Origin of the sequence: Taylorella equigenitalis ATCC 35865, assembly GCF_000276685.1 — a bacterium.
GTDB classification, from domain to species: Bacteria; Pseudomonadota; Gammaproteobacteria; order Burkholderiales; family Burkholderiaceae_B; genus Taylorella; species Taylorella equigenitalis.
The window spans coordinates 1,391,712-1,411,866 of the sequence record NC_018108.1; the positions used below are offsets into that span (position 1 = coordinate 1,391,712).

Annotated in this window: 15 protein-coding genes; 2 read left to right on the forward strand and 13 right to left on the reverse strand. The window is 37.7% G+C overall.

Annotated features, from left to right (window positions below; all coding sequences use genetic code 11):
- Positions 1 to 40 precede the first annotated feature (40 nt).
- Positions 41 to 1,531, forward strand: a complete 1,491-nt coding sequence (gene mgtE, locus KUI_RS06420) for a magnesium transporter (protein ID WP_013521480.1) — start codon at positions 41 to 43, stop codon at positions 1,529 to 1,531.
- Positions 1,532 to 1,612: 81 nt separating this feature from the next.
- Here mgtE and secA read toward each other — a convergent pair whose 3' ends face one another.
- Together secA and KUI_RS06430 are read right to left on the reverse strand one after the other, a co-directional pair.
- Positions 1,613 to 4,351, reverse strand: a complete 2,739-nt coding sequence (gene secA / locus KUI_RS06425) for a preprotein translocase subunit SecA (RefSeq protein ID WP_014840559.1) — start codon at positions 4,349 to 4,351, stop codon at positions 1,613 to 1,615.
- Positions 4,352 to 4,452: 101 nt separating this feature from the next.
- Positions 4,453 to 5,466 (reverse strand): M23 family metallopeptidase, encoded by a 1,014-nt coding sequence (locus KUI_RS06430; protein ID WP_014840560.1) that lies wholly within the window; start codon positions 5,464 to 5,466, stop codon positions 4,453 to 4,455.
- 4 nt (positions 5,467 to 5,470) lie between these two features.
- On the opposite strand from KUI_RS06430, the gene KUI_RS06435 reads away from it, so the two are divergent.
- On the forward strand, positions 5,471 to 5,794 hold the full coding sequence (locus tag KUI_RS06435) for a DciA family protein (protein ID WP_013521483.1): 324 nt from the start codon (positions 5,471 to 5,473) through the stop codon (positions 5,792 to 5,794).
- On the opposite strand, the gene lpxC is transcribed toward KUI_RS06435, so the two are convergent.
- The 11 genes from lpxC to murF all read right to left on the reverse strand — a co-directional run bounded on the left by lpxC (position 5,791) and on the right by murF (position 20,153).
- Complete coding sequence (gene lpxC, locus KUI_RS06440; RefSeq protein ID WP_013521484.1) at positions 5,791 to 6,726, reverse strand: UDP-3-O-acyl-N-acetylglucosamine deacetylase; 936 nt, start codon at positions 6,724 to 6,726, stop codon at positions 5,791 to 5,793. The genes KUI_RS06435 and lpxC overlap by 4 nt on opposite strands.
- 104 nt (positions 6,727 to 6,830) lie before the next feature.
- Positions 6,831 to 8,024, reverse strand: coding sequence for a cell division protein FtsZ (gene ftsZ, locus KUI_RS06445; RefSeq protein WP_013521485.1), 1,194 nt, complete (start codon positions 8,022 to 8,024; stop codon positions 6,831 to 6,833).
- Between the two features lie 153 nt (positions 8,025 to 8,177).
- The gene (gene ftsA, locus KUI_RS06450; RefSeq protein ID WP_013521486.1) at positions 8,178 to 9,404 is read right to left on the reverse strand and encodes a cell division protein FtsA; all 1,227 of its coding nucleotides are present in this window, start codon (positions 9,402 to 9,404) and stop codon (positions 8,178 to 8,180) included.
- Positions 9,401 to 10,159 carry a cell division protein FtsQ/DivIB gene (locus KUI_RS06455; RefSeq protein ID WP_013521487.1) on the reverse strand — a complete coding sequence of 253 codons (759 nt, stop codon included), beginning with the start codon at positions 10,157 to 10,159 and terminating at the stop codon, positions 9,401 to 9,403. The genes ftsA and KUI_RS06455 overlap by 4 nt, the downstream gene beginning before the upstream one ends.
- A 46-nt stretch (positions 10,160 to 10,205) precedes the next feature.
- Positions 10,206 to 11,144, reverse strand: a complete 939-nt coding sequence (locus KUI_RS06460; RefSeq protein WP_014840562.1) for a D-alanine--D-alanine ligase — start codon at positions 11,142 to 11,144, stop codon at positions 10,206 to 10,208.
- Positions 11,128 to 12,546 carry a UDP-N-acetylmuramate--L-alanine ligase gene (murC, locus tag KUI_RS06465; protein ID WP_013521489.1) on the reverse strand — a complete coding sequence of 473 codons (1,419 nt, stop codon included), beginning with the start codon at positions 12,544 to 12,546 and terminating at the stop codon, positions 11,128 to 11,130. Before murC ends, KUI_RS06460 begins: the two co-directional genes overlap by 17 nt.
- A complete protein-coding gene (gene murG, locus KUI_RS06470; RefSeq protein WP_014840563.1) occupies positions 12,530 to 13,612 on the reverse strand; it encodes an undecaprenyldiphospho-muramoylpentapeptide beta-N-acetylglucosaminyltransferase in 1,083 nt (360 codons plus the stop codon). The genes murC and murG overlap by 17 nt, the downstream gene beginning before the upstream one ends.
- The gene (ftsW, locus tag KUI_RS06475; RefSeq protein WP_014840564.1) at positions 13,605 to 14,807 is read right to left on the reverse strand and encodes a putative lipid II flippase FtsW; all 1,203 of its coding nucleotides are present in this window, start codon (positions 14,805 to 14,807) and stop codon (positions 13,605 to 13,607) included. The genes murG and ftsW overlap by 8 nt, the downstream gene beginning before the upstream one ends.
- Positions 14,804 to 16,240 carry a UDP-N-acetylmuramoyl-L-alanine--D-glutamate ligase gene (gene murD / locus KUI_RS06480; protein WP_014840565.1) on the reverse strand — a complete coding sequence of 479 codons (1,437 nt, stop codon included), beginning with the start codon at positions 16,238 to 16,240 and terminating at the stop codon, positions 14,804 to 14,806. Before murD ends, ftsW begins: the two co-directional genes overlap by 4 nt.
- 6 nt (positions 16,241 to 16,246) lie before the next feature.
- Positions 16,247 to 17,416, reverse strand: a complete 1,170-nt coding sequence (mraY, locus tag KUI_RS06485) for a phospho-N-acetylmuramoyl-pentapeptide-transferase (protein ID WP_013521493.1) — start codon at positions 17,414 to 17,416, stop codon at positions 16,247 to 16,249.
- Positions 17,417 to 17,423: 7 nt separating this feature from the next.
- Positions 17,424 to 20,153 carry a bifunctional UDP-N-acetylmuramoyl-L-alanyl-D-glutamate--2,6-diaminopimelate ligase MurE/UDP-N-acetylmuramoyl-tripeptide--D-alanyl-D-alanine ligase MurF gene (gene murF, locus KUI_RS06490; RefSeq protein WP_014840566.1) on the reverse strand — a complete coding sequence of 910 codons (2,730 nt, stop codon included), beginning with the start codon at positions 20,151 to 20,153 and terminating at the stop codon, positions 17,424 to 17,426.
- Positions 20,154 to 20,155 lie beyond the last annotated feature (2 nt).

The following is a 20,155-nucleotide window of genomic DNA, read 5'->3' on the forward strand; positions in this document are numbered from 1 at the left end:
ATAATCCAAGCTATATTGAGAGCGTAGCCTATATTTTACTATGGACTTTTCAAATCAAAATCCACAAGATGCTCAAGCTTTAGACCCATCCAAATCTAAGCGTTTGGACACGGAAGAGGCTCAGCTTGCTCTCGAGCATGTAAAACTTCTTTTACGTAAGCATTATTTAGTTGAAAATCTAGTTCACAATCAGGAAAGCGACCCTGATGATCGTAAAGAGCTAGTAGAAAACCTTGTAAAAAAACAGCATGACGTAGAGTTACAGAATTTTCTTAATCCACTTCATCCTGTTGATATTGCCTACATACTAGATTCTCTTCCTCACTCTGATAGACTGCATGTTTGGAATCTTGTCCACGCCATGCATGATGGTGAGGTGTTACTTGAAGTAAGTGATAGGGTCAGAGAAGACCTTATTGCCAGCATGAACGATGAGGATTTGCTGGCTGCTACAGAAAATCTTGACACCGACGAATTAGCCGATCTAGCTCCAGATTTACCTCCATCTGTTGTTGCTGAGGTTCAAAAGGGATTGACGGACAAGGAGCGAAATCAACTTATTGCAGCTCTTGGATACAAGGAAGGTACTGTCGGTGCAATTATGGACTTCGAGATGTTACGTGTCAGAGAGGACGTGACTTTGGAAGTTGTATTGCGTTATTTGCGTCAATTAAAATCATTGCCAGACCATACTGATAAGCTTTTTGTTATTGATAACGATGAGCATTTGCTAGGTGTCTTATCAATCTCAGATCTTCTTTTAAATCAGCCGACTGAGATTGTTAAAAATGTTATGCGTACAAACGTATTTTCTCTTAACCCAGAAGAGGACGATACGGTGGCCACCTCTGCGTTTGAGCGTTATGATTTGGTCTCAGCTCCCGTGTTAGATAACGAAAATAGACTTATTGCTCGTGTAACTATTAATGACGTTCTTGATGTAATCCAAGAGGATACGCAAGAGATGCAACTTGCTTCTGCAGGTCTATCGGAAGAGGATACATTCTCATCAATTGGTCAAGCGGTAGTAAACAGGACACCTTGGCTACTTATTAATTTATGTACAGCTTCTGTAGCTACTTTTATCGCTTCCTTGTTTGAGGACACTGTTAGCGAAATTGTTATATTGGCTTTTCTGATGTCCATTGTGGCTGGTATAGGTGGCAATTCAGGAAATCAGACACTAACTCTTGTGATTCGTGCTTTATCAATGGGTAGAATCCAATCAAAACATATGTTTAGATTAATACGGCGTGAGGCTTTGGTTACGCTTCTTGTGGGTTTACTTGGAAGCATCATAGCTTCTGGTTTTGCGTGGGCCATATCTGGATCTTATGAAATTGCACTTGTTATGGTCATAGCGATGGTTTTGAATATGCTTATTGGTGCCTGCCTTGGAGTAATTATCCCTATGGTACGAGACAGGTTTAATAAAGATCCTGCCATGGGTTCATCAGTTCTTTTAACATTTTTCACAGATGCTTTGGGATTTTTTATATTCCTTGGATTAGCGAGCATCTTTTTGCTTTGAAAGCCTATCCGCTATATAGCAAGGATCAAATAAAGCTATCAACTTTAAATAACCCTAGATTTCTCTAGGGTTATTTCATTATTATGATAGTTTCCCGTGGCAATGCTTGTATTTTTTTCCGCTTCCACATGGACACGGATCATTTCTTCCGACATTAGCGAATTTCTTATGATTTTCAACTTCACTTGCGGCATTATCCTCTGCTAAAGCTTCGTCTTGATCAGCATGGTGATAGTTCATATGTTCAGCTTGTGATTTAGCTGCTTCTATCTGCTGTGCCTCAGCCTCATCTACCTCTTGAGGAGACTGAATCTGAACTGTTAAGAGGATTTTAGACACCTCATTGCGAACACGCTCAAGCATATATTTAAATAATTGGAAGGCTTCTCGCTTATATTCCTGCTTAGGATCTTTTTGAGCATACCCTCTAAGATGAATACCCTGACGTAAGTGATCAAGAGCAGCTAAATGCTCCCTCCAACATGTATCCAACCTACTAAGAATTATTGCTCGCTCAAATTGGTTCCAAGATTCATCACCAACTAAAGCAACTTTTTCTTCATAGATTCTGTTAGCTTCATTAAGCACCATCTGCAAAATATCATCATCATCGATATTATCGTTATTAGCTACAGCTGATTTAATATCAAGATTAATTCCCCATTCAGAACTTAGACTTGTCTGAAGTGAATCTATATCCCATTGCTCTTCAACAGTGTCTGCTGGAACATAAATTTGAACAAAATCCCTAAGAGCATTAGCCCTAAGTTCATCAACCATATCTCTAATAGATTCTTCTTCTAGAACTTCATTTCTTTGACCGTAAAGCACTCTTCTCTGATCATTGGCAACATTATCAAATTCCAACAAATGCTTACGAATATCAAAATTTCGCCCCTCAACCTTTCTTTGAGCTGATTCAATTGATCGTGAAACCATCTTAGCTTCAATAGGTTCACCAGGTGTGCCAAGTTTCTCCATAATTGTGCGCACGCGACCACCCGCAAATATACGTAGTAGATTATCGTCTAAAGACAGATAAAATCTAGAGGACCCTTTATCGCCCTGACGTCCCGCACGTCCACGAAGTTGATTATCAATACGACGTGATTCATGTCTTTCTGTTCCAATAATCCTCAAACCACCAGCACTTTTGACTTTCTCATTTTCAAGTTTCCATGCTTCTTTTTCTTTAATGATTTGTTCTTGTTTCTGAGCTTCAGTAAGTGATTCATTGACTTGAATAGCGTTTATTTTTTTGGCAATATTTCCGCCTAAAACAATATCCGTACCACGCCCTGCCATATTTGTGGCAATAGTTATCTTTCCTGGTTTACCAGCCTCAGCGATAATATCAGCTTCTCTCGCATGCTGTTTAGCATTCAGTACATCGTGAGGTAGACCTACTTTATTTAAAAGCGCAGATAGAAATTCAGAGCTTTCGATACTTGTTGTACCAACTAGGACTGGTTGCTTTCTATCATAACAATCTTTTATATCCCTAATAATTGCATCATATTTTTCTTGTGCTGATAGGAATATTTGATCGTTCTGATCCTCCCTAATCATAGGGAGATTTGTAGGAATAATAACGGTTTCGAGACCATAAATTTCTTGGAACTCATAGGCTTCAGTATCTGCTGTACCAGTCATACCAGCCAGTTTGCTATACATTCTGAAATAGTTTTGGAATGTAATTGAGGCCATAGTCTGATTTTCATTTTGGATAGGTACGCCTTCTTTTGCTTCAACCGCTTGATGTAAACCATCAGACCATCTACGACCAGTCATAAAACGGCCAGTAAACTCATCCACAATTACAACTTCTCCATCTTTTACAACATAATGCTGATCCTTATGGAAAAGGTTATGTGCTCTTAAAGCCGCCATAAGGTGATGCATTAATGTTATATATCTTGGGTCATATAAAGATTCCCCTTCTGGCAAGATTCCTAACTGAGATAGAATTTCTTCAGCATGCTCATGACCTGCTTCTGAAAGGTGGATTTGTTGAGATTTTTCGTCAACCCAAAAATCACCTTCTGGTTCAGGTTCTTGTGGTTTAGGCTCCTCTTTCATACGAATTAATTTTTTAGGAACCTCATTCATCTGAACGTATAAAGCGGTATTATCCTCAGCTTGTCCAGAAATAATTAGTGGGGTACGAGCCTCATCGATAAGAATGGAGTCAACCTCATCGACTATCGCATAATTAAGCTTTCTTTGCCTTTTATCGGAAAGATGATACTCCATGTTATCGCGTAGGTAGTCAAATCCGTACTCATTATTAGTACCGTAGGTAATATCTGCCCTGTAAGCCTCATATTTTTCAGTTGGATCCTGATCAGGAACCACAACACCAACTGATAAACCTAAAAAGTTGAAAAGCACCTTATTAGTTTCTGCATCCCTTCTAGCAAGGTAATCATTTACCGTTACAACGTGGACACCCTCACCCGTTAAAGCATTTAAGTACACTGGCAATGTGGACATTAAGGTTTTACCTTCACCAGTACGCATCTCTGCAATTTTGCCGTTATGCAAAACAATACCGCCAATTAACTGAACGTCAAAGTGTCGCATCCCTAATGTCCTGACAGAGGCCTCTCTCACAACCGCAAATGCCTCTGGCAATAAAGAATCTAAACTTGTGCCACTTTCTAATCTATCTTTAAATTCAGTGGTTTTATTTTTAAGTTCATCATCCGAAAGAGCCTGCATAGCAGGTTCAAGACTGTTAATTTTTGTGACTATTTTTTTATATTGTTTAAGAAGGCGATCATTTCTAGAGCCAACTAACTTTTTAAGAATTGAAATCATTGTGGGAATTTTTTAAATACACTAAAACGTATATATGGTCAAAAATGCGTTTATAAAGTGAAATTTTAACCGAATTTATTTAAAGTCAAAAAAGGGATGGACTAATATGTCCTAGAGTTTATAGATGAATTTTTCATTTTACCCTGTGCAGATACTCGTTTGATGCCTGCAGTGTTATATGCATTTTGGGTTACAAAATTGTTTATCTTGTATTCGTGTCCTATAAATTCTAACGGATCTAAAGGCACATCATTTATCCTGACTTCAAAATGAAGGTGCGAGCCAGTTGAACCGCCTGAATTACCAATCTGAGCAATAACATCCCTTGGACTTACAATTTGACCTACTTCTACTTGAACCTTTGAGAGGTGAGCATAACGGGTTGTAATGTGATTACCGTGATCAATATCTAATGTCAAACCGTAGCCAGCCCTCTCTCCAACAAAACTTACTAAACCTGCTCCAGGGGCTATTATAGGCGTCCCTATAGGACCAGCCAAATCAATTCCTGAATGAAGTTTTAATTCTCCAGTAATAGGATGCATACGCATGCCAAACCCTGAAGATACGTGAGTTTCTGATAGCGATACTGGAATAATGGTTGGGATTCTTTGTAAGTTTGCTGAATCTACTTGAGTGAAAAATTCCATAACCTTAAGTTTATCTTCTTGAAGGCTAATTCTTTTAAGAAGTTTATCAATCTGACGACCTATCTGTTCAGCTGATTCACGAGGTTCCTTTATAGAATTTCTTTTATCGAAAGAGTTATCGTTTTTTTGACCAGATGCATCTAAATTAATATTTTGAAGCCCCTCTTCCTGAGCAATCCTATGACTTAGAAATTCAATTTTTGCAAGTTTTACTTTTATATCGGATAGTTGACTTGTAAGCTCATCTAATGCGTAGGCAATGACTTCCAATTCATTAGTTCTTTTTTTCTTTTCGACTATGGTTTGCGTTTCAACTATTTCATGAGAACCGAATTTTCTTTCTAATAAAACACCTGATAACACAGCAACCATAAGCGATACAAACACTAGGCTAAGTTGTATAATCTGCTTAACCTGATGTTTTTTTCGTCTTGGAGATTTAAATCTCTTCTTTACCTCAGACATTGCTATGATCCCATCTAGAAAAAAAAGAAGTCAAAGAGTATATGGCTTTAGGAACGCAGGAGACAAAACTTTAAGACAGGAAAATCTTGTACTTGCCCATGCAATGAGAAATATCAATGTTGAATCTGATATTTATCAATTAGTTACTGAAGATTTTATTGAAAAGTGTCGTGTTGTTCAACTTATAGACGAAGAATTAGTAATTCTTGCACCTAACAATGCCATACACTCAAAACTAAAACAAGTTACGCCGTCTATTGTGAGAGGGTTGCGAGCAAAGGGTTACCGTATAAATAGAGTGGTTGGAAAAGTATCCAAAAGTGGTTAAATCGTAGCAAAATTAGATTTAATTGTATGAAGCTTTTCCGAATCTATATCACTTTTTTCATCAAATGATATAACCTCATAATTTTCAGAATCATCCAATACTGCACGTACCAATTTATTATTTAATCCATGTCCAGATTTGTGAGCCGTATATTTAGCAAGCAATGGATGACCGAAAAGATATAAATCTCCAATCGCATCAAGAATTTTATGCTTAACAAATTCATCTTCATATCGAAGACCTTCAGAATTTAAAATTCTGTATTCGTCCATGACAATTGCATTATCCAAACTACCACCACGTGCCAAACCCACACCTCTAAGCATCTCAACTTCATTTGCAAAGCCAAATGTCCTAGCTCTAGCAATTTGATCAATATATGAATCTCTTGAAAAATCAATTTCTCTAAAATTGGTAGTTGAATTGATTGCAGGGTGCTCGAAATCGATGGAGAACGCCAATGAGAAACCTTCATATGGTTCAAGTCTAGCCCACTTACGTGAATCACCCTCACCATCAAAAACTTCTACTGTCTTAAGTAAACGAATGAATTTTTTTGGGGCTTCTTGTTCGACTATACCTGCATCTTTTAATAGATAAACAAAGGTTACAGCACTACCATCCATAATTGGTATTTCTTCTGCATCTACATCTACATGAATATTATCGATACCCAAGCCAGCTAATGCACTCATAAGATGCTCAACTGTCGAAATTCTGTAATCTCCATTTTTAAGAACAGAAGCCATGCGAGTATCACCAACTAAGTTGGCCTTAGCTGGAAAATCTATAACTTCAGGAATATCTACTCTATGGAAAATAATTCCAGTATCTGGTAGAGCAGGTCTTAAGGTAATATTTACCCGTCTACCCGAATGAACACCAACCCCTGTAGCCGTAACAACTTTCTGAATAGATCTTTGTTTAATCATTTAAATACCTAATTTTTCTAAATGATAACTTAAAAAACTCAAATAAAAAATGCTACACCTAACAAGTGTAGCACTTTGAATTTCACAAGATTACCCAATGTAGATTAATTATTTTGGCGTCTTAAGTACGCAGGTACATCTCTATTATCTGATGAAATACTCATGGGATTAGCAATCCTAGAACCTCTTCTAATAGAAATAGAAGCCACAGAATTTGCATTATCTGGTCTAAACAAAGTTATACCATCAGTACCAGTAGCCACAACAGGAATCTCTTCCTCTTTAGTGTCAGTAACAACTTGTAGATTTGGTTTTGATCCTAAACCAGTAGCTATAACAGTTACCCTTAATCTATCATCCATGCTAGGGTCGTTATTAATACCGTTAATAATAGTTGCATCTTCTGATACCATCTCACTAACTAAAGTATTAATTTTAGAAACTTCCGCACGAGTTAAATTAGCCGCAGTGATATTAACGATTACACCGAAAGCACCGCGAATATCTATGTCTTCTAATAGATTACTAGAAATTGCTTGATTAATGGCTTCTTCAGCACGATTATCGCCCTTAGCTTCTGCAGTACCAAGCATAGCTTTACCGTACTCACTCATAATAGTAAGAACGTCCTGGAAGTCTACGTTAATGTAGCCACCACTATTAATAATCTCAGCTATACCTGCACATGCGTTATATAAAACTTTATCTGCTTCTTTAAGGCAATCCTCAAAAGGAAGTGAACCATCTAAAGTTTCTTCAAGTTTTTCGTTAAGTACGACGATAATGGAACGTGCATGCTCTGAAAGTTCCTTAACGCCCTCAACCGCAACTTGCATACGCTTTTTACCTTCAAATTTAAAAGGCTTAGTAACGATGGCAATAGTTAAGATACCCAACTCATTAGCAATCTCTGCAACATAAGGTGCACCCCCAGTTCCAGTTCCACCACCCATACCCGCAGTGATAAATAGTATTTTCGCTCCTTTGATTGCTTTCTCAATCTCTTCTTTTGATTTAACGGTGGCTTCTTTTCCAGCATCTGGACGAGCACCAGCACCTAGACCAGATGTTCCAAGTGCAATTTTTGTGGGAGCAAGAGATTGCTCTAATGCTTGACGATCGGTATTAGCAACTATAAAGTCAACTCCAGCAATACCAGACTTAATCATGTGATTAACGGCATTACAACCAGCACCACCAATACCTAAAACTTTAATTAATTGATTCCCAGGTTGGCTACTTTCGGATAAACCAAACCCTAAGGAATTTTCGTAAACGCTAAATCCCAAATCTGACATAATCAGCCCCTAATTATGAAACCTATAACCCCAGTCATATTTTAGGAAATCGTCTCAAAGAGAAATCCAGTGCGTGACTCCTCGATGTTATCTTTGAACCGACTCCGTAAGTAATTAAAAAATTACTCAAACCCTTAAAAACATTATATAAAATTAAGGGGTTGTACGCCAAAAGAAATCGCGAATTTTTGATAAAAGATTATTACCTCTTGAACCATTTACAACGTCACGATTATTTCGTGATTGAAGTAGTAATCCCATAACAGTTGAATACTCTGGCCTGCTCACGATATCAGAGAGACTACCATGATAAAGAGGTTTACCTGTTCTGACAGGTTTACCAAAAATATCCTCTGCAACTAAATTGATTCCTGGAAGATTAGCGGAACCACCTGTAATAACTATCGAATTAGGACTAAGTCCATCACTATCAAGATCTTGAAGAATTTCTACAAATATATCTTCAAGCCTAGAATAAATAATATCTCCTATAATTCCATGTTCAATTATGCGGGGCATACGGTCTTCTTCACCAAACGGCGAGAGTTCAACCTGATCTGAAGGTCCAACTAAATCACGTCTAGCTACCCCTTTCTCAATTTTTAAATCTTCAGCTTCTGGAACTGGAATATATAGCACTTGTGAAAGGTCATTAGTAATTCTATGACCGCCCTCTTCATAAACTTTAGAATACTTAATATATCCATCTTTGTAAAAGGCTATATCGGTAGTCCCTGAACCCATATCGATATAAAGCACTCCTTGACGTTTTTCATCACTTGTAAGGCACATCAAACTTCCAGCCAAAGCATTTAGTGTCAAATCTTTTGGCTCTATACCACAACGACGCACACATTTAAGAATATTTTGACATGCTGTTTCTTCTGACAAAATAATATGAACTTTTACGTCCAATCTAACACCTGCCATACCGATTGGCTCTTCAATCCCTTGTTGACGATCGATTATGTACTGCTGTCTGAGAACATGAAGAATTCTAGAGTCATTAGGATACTGAATAGAACGTGCCGTTTCTATCACCCTTTCAACATCATATGCAGAAACTTCCTTATCGCGTATCGCAACCATTCCTGTGGAATTTATACTCTGAATGTGAGCTCCACTAATTCCAACGATTGCTTCTCGAATCCTGCAATCAGCCATTAACTCAGCTTCTTCCAAAGCTTTCTGAATAGCCTTCACCGTAGTGTCTATATTAACGACGATACCATTTCTTATGCCACCACCTGTAGGAGCCTGACCAGTACCAATAACATCGAATTTACCCTGTTCATCCAAAGCTTCTGCTACTACAACTACAACTTTAGTAGTACCGATATCTATTGCTACTAATAATTCTTTCTTAGATTCACGACTCATTTTTTATCTGTCTCTTCAGGAATAATTTCGGGTGTAAAGGTTACTGCAAAACCCTTAGTATATCTAAAATCAATTTTGCTAATTTTTCTATCGTTTATTCTATCCAATAACAGGGGCCAAGTGCTAACAAATCTATTAACATTTTGAGCAAAATTAATGGCCTGTTGTTGTCCGCCATATGGATCTACTAATTCGGCCCCACCATCTCTACCTAATACAAGTTCAATTCCATTATCTAAAATTACATTCCATGCGTACCTGTCACTTAAATGCATCTCTTTAATCGACATGTTCAATGGTGATATAAGTGTGGCCAATTCACCAGCACGTTGTACGACGAGTTTTTCAGAACCCTCAGGACCATAGTACTGTGGATAGGCAATGTCCTCTGGAAGTTCATCTCTATTTCCGTTAAACAATTCACCCCAAGTATTAAGAAGCATATCTTCATTCCATTTTGCATACGCTTCATGTTCTTCGATAGTAAGCACCAAACGATTTGGCCAAACCCTGTTAATTTCAACGCTTCTAACCCATGGCAATGCTTCCACTTTTTCCTTAAGGGTATTTAAATCGGCAGTAAAAAAATTCCCATCAATTCCCGAGTTTATAGTAGCCTGGATTGAGGCTGGTGAAATGTGATTTAGAGCATTGCCCTTACTTGGTAGTAAGCTTACTTGAGATATATTGAAGTACGGTCTATTAATTAAATAATAACCACCACCAACTAACAGTGCAAACACACTTATGGTCATTATTAAATTTGCTATAAAATTTAGTAGCCGTGTAAACCCAAGCATTTCAGACCTTATTTAACTTCTTTACTTTAAGGCTAGCAGTTTTAAGAATTTCCTCACAAATATCTTCATAGCTCAAACCTATGGCCTTGGCCGCCATTGGAACTAGCGAATGTGATGTCATGCCAGGAGATGTATTTATCTCTAAAACCCATGGACAATTATTTTTATCTAACATAACATCTACCCTGGACCAGCCCTGACATTCGAGCGAATCATAAGCTTTAATACAAATATTTTCAATATTTCTAGCTAAATTTTCATCTAATTTTGCAGGACAAATATATTGCGTATCATCTCGCGTATATTTTTGCTCATAGTCGTAGTTTCCATCTGGAGTTACGATTTCTATTATTGGCAATGCTCTTGTATCAGGCGACTTTCCTAAAATAGCTACAGTTAGCTCTCTACCCTCAATGCATTTTTCAACCAACATTTCCTCATCAAATTTAATTGATTCGTTAAAAGCCTCTGTTAATTCATCTTGCGAATGCACTTTCTTAAGCCCAATGGTTGAACCCTCCTGTGGAGGCTTAACTATTATGGGGTAACCAATTTCTTGTGTGGCTTTTTGTAAACCTTCATAATCACGCACTACTCTAAATTCAGGAGTTGGTATACCTTCGTGAATAAATATTTTCTTAGAAACGATTTTGTTCATCCCTACAGATGAACTCATCACACCAGGCCCTGTATATGGAATTTTCAAAAGCTCTAAAAAGCCTTGTATGCAACCATCTTCACCATATTTTCCGTGAAGTGCTATAAAAGCCAAATCAAAATTTTTTAGTTCCAATAAATCTCTATTTGCAATATCAAATAGTTCAATGTTATAGCCTCGTGACTTAAGGGCATTGCCAACGCCATGACCTGACATTAGAGACACTTCTCTCTCCGCTGAATTTCCTCCGTACAAAACGGCAATCTTAAGAGATTTGTCCATAAGCCTCTCCTAATTTATGAGGAACTTTACTAATTGACCCTGCACCAGAACAAATAACAACGTCCCCGTCTTTAGCGATTTTGAGAATAGCTTTTGGCATATCATTAATGTCCTCAACGAATATTGGCTCTACATGACCTGCCACACGTAATGCCCGTGCAAGTGCTCTACCGTCTGCAGCCACGATTGGGGACTCGCCAGCTGGATACACTTCTGACAGAATAACTGCATCAGCCTTTCCAAGTACATTTACAAAGTCTTCAAAGCAGTCTCTAGTTCTTGTGTATCGATGAGGCTGAAAAGCAAATACAAGACGCCTTGTAGGCCATGCACCCCTGGCCGCCTGAATTGTTGCATCCATTTCTACAGGGTGATGTCCATAGTCATCAATGACTGTAAATTTACCACCACCATTATTTTGAATTACATCAAAATCGCCTACTTGAGTAAACCTTCTGGAAACCCCATTAAACTCAGATAAAGCCTTTTCGATATCAGAATCGGCAACACCAACCTCAGTACCGACGGCAATAGCTGCCAAAGCATTTAAGACATTATGTTGACCAGGTATGTTGAGTGAAATATGCAATTGAGGCAGTTCTTTACCTTGGTATTTTCTTATTACATCGAACTCCATTCGAGTACCATTATTTTCGATGTTTATAGCTCGAAAATGGGCTTGTTCGTTTAACCCATACGTTGTTGATGAGCAGGAAATAAATGGCATGATATTGCGAACATTTTCATCATCAGTACAGATAATTGCCGAGCCATAAAATGGCAATCTCTGTGCAAATTCTACAAATGCACCTCTGAGCTTTGCTACATCATGCCCATATGTGTCCATATGATCTGAATCAATGTTGGTGATTATTGCTATGGTTGGGAATAAATGAAGAAATGAGGCATCTGACTCATCTGCCTCAACAACAATATAATCGCCCGTTCCTAATTTCGCATTTGCACCAGCAGAATTTAATCTGCCCCCAATTACAAAAGTTGGGTCCAATCCCCCAGTCGCTAGAACACTTGCTACCAATGATGTGGTCGTTGTTTTACCATGCGTTCCAGCCACTGCTATACCGCTTTTAAGTCGCATCAGCTCAGCAAGCATAATAGCTCTCGGTACAACAGGAATATGCAATGAACGTGCTTTTAGAACCTCAGGATTGCCTTGAGATACAGCAGTTGAAACAACAATAGCGTCAGCTCCATCTAGATAATCTGCACTGTGCCCTTCATATATCGTTGCACCTAGTTTTTCAAGTCGATCTGTAGTTGAGCTTAAACTTAAATCAGATCCAGTAATTTTGTAGCCCAAATTCAGCAACACTTCGGCAATACCACTCATGCCTGAGCCACCAATCCCTACAAAATGAAGATGTTTAATTTTGTGTTTCATCGTTATTAACCAATTGTTCGCATATATCTGCACACCTAGTGGCTGCGAAATTTTCTTTGCCTATTGTCTCTGCCCTAATAGCAATTTCTTTTAATTTATCTCTGTCCATAGATAACAAAAAATCTTTTAACTTTTCAGCAGTTAAATCTTTTTGCACTAAAAGAAATCCAGCATCCTGATCAGATAAAAATTTTGCATTTGCAGTTTGATGATCATCAATAGCATGTGGCAATGGAACAAAAGCCGCAGCTACACCAACTACACAAACTTCCGCTACTGTCATCGCCCCTGATCTACAAATTAATATATCTGATTCTCCAAGTTTAGCCCCCATATCATCAATAAAGGATAGACATTTAGCATCTACGTTTAATGCTTTATATTTTTGAATTAAATCGTCTAAATTATTTTGACCTGCTTGGTGTACAACTTGGGGACGTGTTTCTTTAGGAATAAGAGATATAGCCTTTGGTAATAAATCATTTAAGGGACCTGCTCCTTGGCTACCACCAACAACTAATAGTTTTAGCGGACCAACCCTTGAGCTATATCTTTCATTTGTTGATATGTTTTGATTTAACGATTTCCTCACAGGATTACCAACATATTCCCCATTTTTAAATACATTAGGAAATCCAGTTAATATTCGCTTTGCAAATTTGGCAATATGTTTATTTGCGGTTCCTGCTACTGCATTGGCTTCATGTATAACCACGGGAATACCTAAAAACTTGGCTACAAGTGCTCCGGGAAAGGATACATATCCACCCATGCCCATAACTACAGACACCTTACTTTGCTTAATTGCTTTTTTTGCCTCTCTGCAGGCCTTTAAAAGATTGAAGGGCATTTGAAGCAAACCACCAATACCCTTGCCTCTTAAGGAGGTGAATTCCATATGATGAAATTCATAACCAGCTGGGGGAACCATTTTTCCTTCCATTTTGTTTATATTGCCAAGCCAGTGAATTTCCCAACCACGAGTGGCTAGTTCGGATGCTATTGCCAACCCAGGAGTTATGTGTCCTCCTGTGCCTCCAGCCATAATCATAATAGCTTTACGCATAACTCGCTCCAATACCTAGGGGTTTTTGTCCTCTCATAAGGCAACGATTTTCGTAGTCCACCCGCAAAAGCAATCCGAAGGCCATAAGACTTATAACGATGGAAGAGCCACCATAACTGATAAAAGGCAATGTTAGACCTTTAGTTGGAAACACCCCAAAACAAACTCCTAAATTTACTATAGCCTGCACACCAAACCAGACCACGACCCCCTGAGCGACTAATCCATTAAAAAGACGATCCATAGCTATAGCTTGACGTCCTACATTTAATCCCTTTCTAACGAGCAAAACAAAAAGCAGTATTACGAAAAATATACCGACAAAACCAAGCTCTTCTCCAACTACAGCCATAATAAAGTCTGTGTGAGCTTCGGGTAGGTAGTGTAATTTTTCTATGCTTAAACCAAGGCCTTCACCGAAAAAACCTCCACGCCCAACTGCAATTAAAGAATGAGTTAATTGGTATCCTGTATTTTGAGCATGTTCTTGACTGAATGGATCAAGGTATGCAAAAAATCTCTGCATACGCCAAGGAGCAGTTAGTATTGCAGCTATAACCAAAAGAACGGCTGATAAAAACAATAATGAAAACAAGGCAAAACCTAAACCGCCTAAAAGCAGAATGGACATTACAATAGCCACTACTACCATGGTCGCCCCAAGATCAGGCTCATTTATTAAAAGAAAACAAATAATCCCTAAATAGATAATAATTGGAAGAAATCCTTTAAGCCCATGAATACTTTTTTGTTTTCTTACCGTGTAGGCAGATGTAAAAACTATCATGGTCAATTTAGCAAATTCGGATGGCTGAAAATTAAATGGTCCAATGGGAATCCATCTATAGGCATAATTTACTTCTCGACCTATGCCAGGAACTAGCACTAAAGCTAAGAGTAGAAAACAAATGCAATAACCCCAAAAAGCCTTAGAATCCCAAAATTTCATTGGCATTAAAAACGTAAATGCCATTGCGAACAGCCCAATTAATATAAAAATTAACTGTCGAGAGAAAAAATAATACCTTCCAGCATTTACATATTTAGGACCATCACCAAGTGCAATTGAGGATGAGAATACCATGATAAGACCCATAATTAGAAGTGTTCCTACAATGCACAACAATGAGAGATCAATCTCCCTCATTGAAGTTCTAGGATTTCTTTGACTGATAGAGTCTACATAGGAATTCATGCTATCTCACCTTTGGATAGGGCTAATTCATTTATAGCCTCGACAAACTTAACGCCTCGTTCATGATAATTTTTGAACATGTCGATGCTTGCACAAGCTGGAGATAGTAATACCAAGTCACCAGATTGAGCTAGTTTAAAAGACTCTACAACAGCCTCATCTATGGTGTTTACTACAACAACTGGAATAGTTTCTTCAAATTTAAAATCCTTAATATGTAAATAGTGCGAAAGAATATTTTTATCTTTCCCTATAAGAACTATACCTTTGAGACCATTAGATTTAGTTCGATTTCTTAGTGATTCATATAAAGGTGTAAAATCTTGTCCTTTTCCTTCACCGCCAAGTATAACTACTAGATTTCTGTACATACCATCAATCGCAGCTACTGTAGCTCCTACATTTGTACCCTTACTATCATCAATAAAATTTACACCCTGAATATCTCTTACATAAGTGCATCTGTGATTGTGAGCCTCATAATCTCTAAGAGCAGTCAATAAAGGCTCAAATGGTAAGTCAATTGCTCGACATAGTTGCATCGCAGCCATTGCATTAAGGACATTATGATTACCTCTAATTTTCATAGCTTCTACTGGCATAAGGTTTTTATCTGTTGTGCAGAACCACTTCATACCATTAACTTCTTTTATACCAATGTCCTCTTTATTAATAGGTAAAGAATCCCTGTAAACCAAAGCATTTGATAGACCAAATTCTTTAAATTGATTTTCATCTACGACAGCGATTTTTGAATGGGAAAATATTTTCTTTTTGCTGGCAATGTAAGCCTCCATGCTTCCATGCCAATCTATATGATCTTGAGTGATATTTAAAATAGTTGAGGCATCTAAACAAATATAGTCTGTATAAAAAAGCTGAGCGCTAGATAGTTCAAGAGAAATAACATCTGGCCATGAATTTTTTTCTTCGAATTCGCATACTACCGTTAAAGCCGATGGGCTAATATTACCTGCCTCAACAGACTTCAGACCTGCATACTCACACATCAAACGCACCATCGAGGTTACAGTGGTTTTGCCGTTAGTACCAGTAATGCCGATAATTTTAATTTGCTTAGAATTTGATTTTACAGCTTCATAAAAAAGATCGATTTCGCTAATAATTTTGATTTCGTTTTCTTGCGAAAAATTAACAATAGCTTTAAGCAAATCAGATTCAGGCGACAAACCAGGACTTACAACTACAAAATCAAAACTAGAATCTATGTGATCTAAGAAATTATCTTTATTTAAATTAAATTTGATATTATTTTTACTTACACCAAGTTTCAAAAAATCTTCGATATTTTGATGACCAGACCTGGTATCTGAACAAAAGACTTCATGACCATGCTTATTAAGCCATTTGGCACATGCATAGCCAGTTTCACCCAAACCAAGGATTAAAAACTTTTGTTTCTCTTTAAGCATTTCCAACTACCTAAGTTTTAATGTAGATAATCCAATTAAAACCAAAACAATTGTGATTATCCAAAATCTAACTACAACTTGAGTTTCCTTCCAACCCACTTCTTCAAAGTGATGGTGCAGAGGTGCCATTTTTAATATTCTTCTGCCTTCACCATATTTTTTCTTTGTATATCTAAACCAAGAAACCTGCAACATGACTGAGATGGTCTCTGCAACAAAGACACCGCCCATTACAAAAAACACAATTTCCTGACGGGCTATAACTGCAATACACCCCAACATACCTCCAAGAGCCAGAGCCCCTACATCACCCATGAAAACTTGAGCTGGGTATGTGTTAAACCAAAGAAATGCAAGACCCGCACCACCAAGAGCTGCGCATAGGACTAACATTTCTGAGGCACCAGGAATGTAAGGGAAAAGAAAATAACCTGAATAATCTACGCGCCCAACAACATATGCAAAAATACCTAATGCTCCACCAACCATCACTGTAGGCATAATGGCTAACCCATCCAATCCATCAGTTAGATTTACTGCATTACTCGAGCCAACTATCACTATCCATGTCAACGCAGCAAATCCAAAAACACCGAGCGGATAACTAACATTTTTAAAAAATGGAACTATTAAATCAGCTCTAGTAGGAAGTCCCATCGTAAAACCACTCATAACCCATTCTTTAAATAAAGGCCATAAGTCCGTATTTGCTGGGACTGCAACAGCAAAACTTAAATATATAGCTGCAACGATACCAACAATGGTTTGCCACATGAACTTTTCTTTTGATTTCATACCCTCAGGGTCACGATAAACAATTTTTTTGTAATCGTCGGCCCAACCAATGGCACCAAAACCTAACGTAACTAACAAAACGACCCACACAAAACGATTAGTCAAATCGGCCCATAAGAATGTACTAATAGCAATCGATATAAGGATCAAAACTCCACCCATAGTTGGAGTACCGTTTTTTGCTAAATGTTCTTTTGGTCCGTAAGCTCTAACAGCTTGACCTACTTTTAACTCAGTAAGTTTACGAATAACATATGGTCCAGCACTTAAACCAAGCAAAATTGATGTTAAGCAGGCAAAAACGGCCCTAAAAGTTATGTAATCAAATATTTTTAAAAACGTATATTTGTCAGCAAAAGAAATGAAAAAAGCGTACAACATTTAAACTTTAATCCTTAGTAAGAGCCTCAAGAACTTTTTCCATTTTCATAAATCTAGAGCCCTTGATGATGATTGATTTTGAATGTAGTGAAATTAAAAATTTAGCAAGTTCATCATGACTATTAAAGTGTGTGTTATCGCCAAATTTTTCTTGTGCGAATTTAGTTAGCTCGCCCAATGTTAAAAGATTATCTATACCATTTTCCCTTGCGTAGGCCCCTATTTCTTCATGCATTTGCACACCATCAACACCAACTTCCCCCATATCACCCAATACCAATGTACGTGGAGTAGCTAAGGTTTTAAGGATATCAATAGCTGCTATAACTGAGTCAGGATTTGCATTATATGTATCGTCTAGAATTACGGTGCCGTCTTTCAATATATGTTTCTGCAATCGACCCTTGACTGCTTTAAATTCAGCCAAGCCTGATTCAATATATTTTTTATCTATACCTGCACTTAAAGTAGTGGCTATAGCTGCAAGTGCATTTTGGATATTATGATCACCTAAAATTGATAAGTGAATATTTAATTTTTCACTCTCTACATCGACAGTGAAACTAGATCCCTCAGAGTCATATGAGATATTAGTGGCATTAACTGACCCAGCTTCTCCAAATGTAATAGATTTACAGTGTCTAGACTGCTCATCCCATATATAGGAATACGGTGAACTTCTCGGGTAAATAGCTACACCATCAGCATCTAAAGACTGGAAAACACTGCCATTTTCCCTGGCTACCGCTTCAACACTTTTCATAAACTCTTGATGCTCACGCTGTGCATTTGTAACTACTGCAATTGTAGGTTTTGCTAACCCTGAGAGATACTCTATTTCACCTGGATGATTCATTCCAAGTTCAAATACTGCAATTCTATGATTATCTGTAAGACTTAGAAGACTTTTTGGAACGCCAATATGATTATTAAGATTACCTCTAGTAGCGAAATAGGCTCCATCTCCAGCATAAGACTTTAATATAGAGGCTATCATTTCCTTGCACGTGGTTTTTCCATTCGATCCACACACTGCAATAACAGGTATATCGAATTGAGATCGCCATGCTTTAGCAATAGTACCCATTGCCAAAGTGGTATCGTCTACTATAAATTGTCTAACTTTAGCTTTTGGATTGGGTTTGCTTACTATTGCCCCTATGCAATCAATAGTTTCTAGAAAATCATGCCCATCAAAATTCTCTCCCTTTATTGCCAAGAAAATCTCGTCAGATTTTAGAGTTCTACTATCCGTATTGATTTTATAACCCGCCCTAAGCATCAAGCCAATCCCAGCCCAATGAGAATCATCAAAGTGATGCTTAACACCATTTATTTCTTGATAATCCTCATGCCCTTTGCCAGCAATAAGTATGGTGTCATTTTTCGAAGCATTTAGTATTGCATGAAGAATTGTGTATGCTCTATCAATATGTGAGAATGAGTATTTTTTTGCCCCTTTCAGTATGTCATTTAAGATATCACTAGCATTTTCAGTTCTTGGATTATCGCTAGTTATATAAATATCATCTGCACACTCAGAAGCTACTTTGGCCATTACAGGTCTTTTAGTTTTGTCTCTATCTCCTCCACAGCCAAATACACATGCCATCTTTCCGCCTCTAATATTTTTTACGACTTCAAGAGCTTTTATCGCATTTGCCAATGCATCTGGAGTATGTGAATAATCAACATATACATGAGGTAAATTTATAAGTCTAGAACTTGAAAACGGTTGAATATCTATAAGTTCAAGGCGACCAGGAACAGGTCTTATTGTGGCTATAATTTCTACTATTTTTTCTACACTTACATTTAAGTGACTTAGAACACCTGCTACTAAAAGGAGATTATAAATATTGTGACGACCAGCAAGTCTAGTTATAACTTGCGACTTACCCTCAGGCAACTGTATATTGAAAGATAGTCCATAATCGTGAAATTCAAGTTCTGATGCAGTTATGACAGCTTTTGAGTTGGATAATATACTGTAACCAAGATTACGACTAGCTTTACTTTTTTCGTACATACGAACCCCAGCCATATCATCAAGGTTAAAAATTGCACACTCTAAACCATCTCGCAAAAACAAGGAAGTCTTGGCTTCTTCGTATTCTTGCATCGATTTATGATAGTCTAGATGATCTAAAGTAAGATTTGTAAATCCCGCTATCTTAATTTGAACTGAATCTAAACGTCCTTGCTCTATACCTATAGATGAGGCCTCAATCGTCACAATTTCAATTCCACGTGCAACAAGAGTAGCTAAAATCCTATGTACACTTAAAACATCTGGAGTTGTTAGGCTACCCCCAAGGTTTTCTCCTGAAGGCAATATCGTACCCAAAGTTCCAATAGTCGCACACGGTATATTTATGGAATTCAGTGCCTTTGAAATCCAATGAGCACATGATGTTTTACCATTAGTTCCTGTTAGAGCAATAACCGCTATCTTGCTTGATGGACTACCATACCAGGCATCTGCAAGCTCCCCTAACTTTTGACGAAGGTTTTTAACTACTAATACTGGCGTTTGTAAAACAACAATATCTAAATTATCTTCAATAAGGATTGCAGAGGCACCGTTTTCTATGGCATCTGTTAAAAACTCTTTCCCGTCTCCTTTATGCCCTTTACAAGCGACAAAGACATCCCCTTTTTGGATGTCTCTGCTATCAAGTCTCAAGTGAGCATCTAAATCTACATGCTGCTTAAGCCAATTCAAAATTTCATACATTT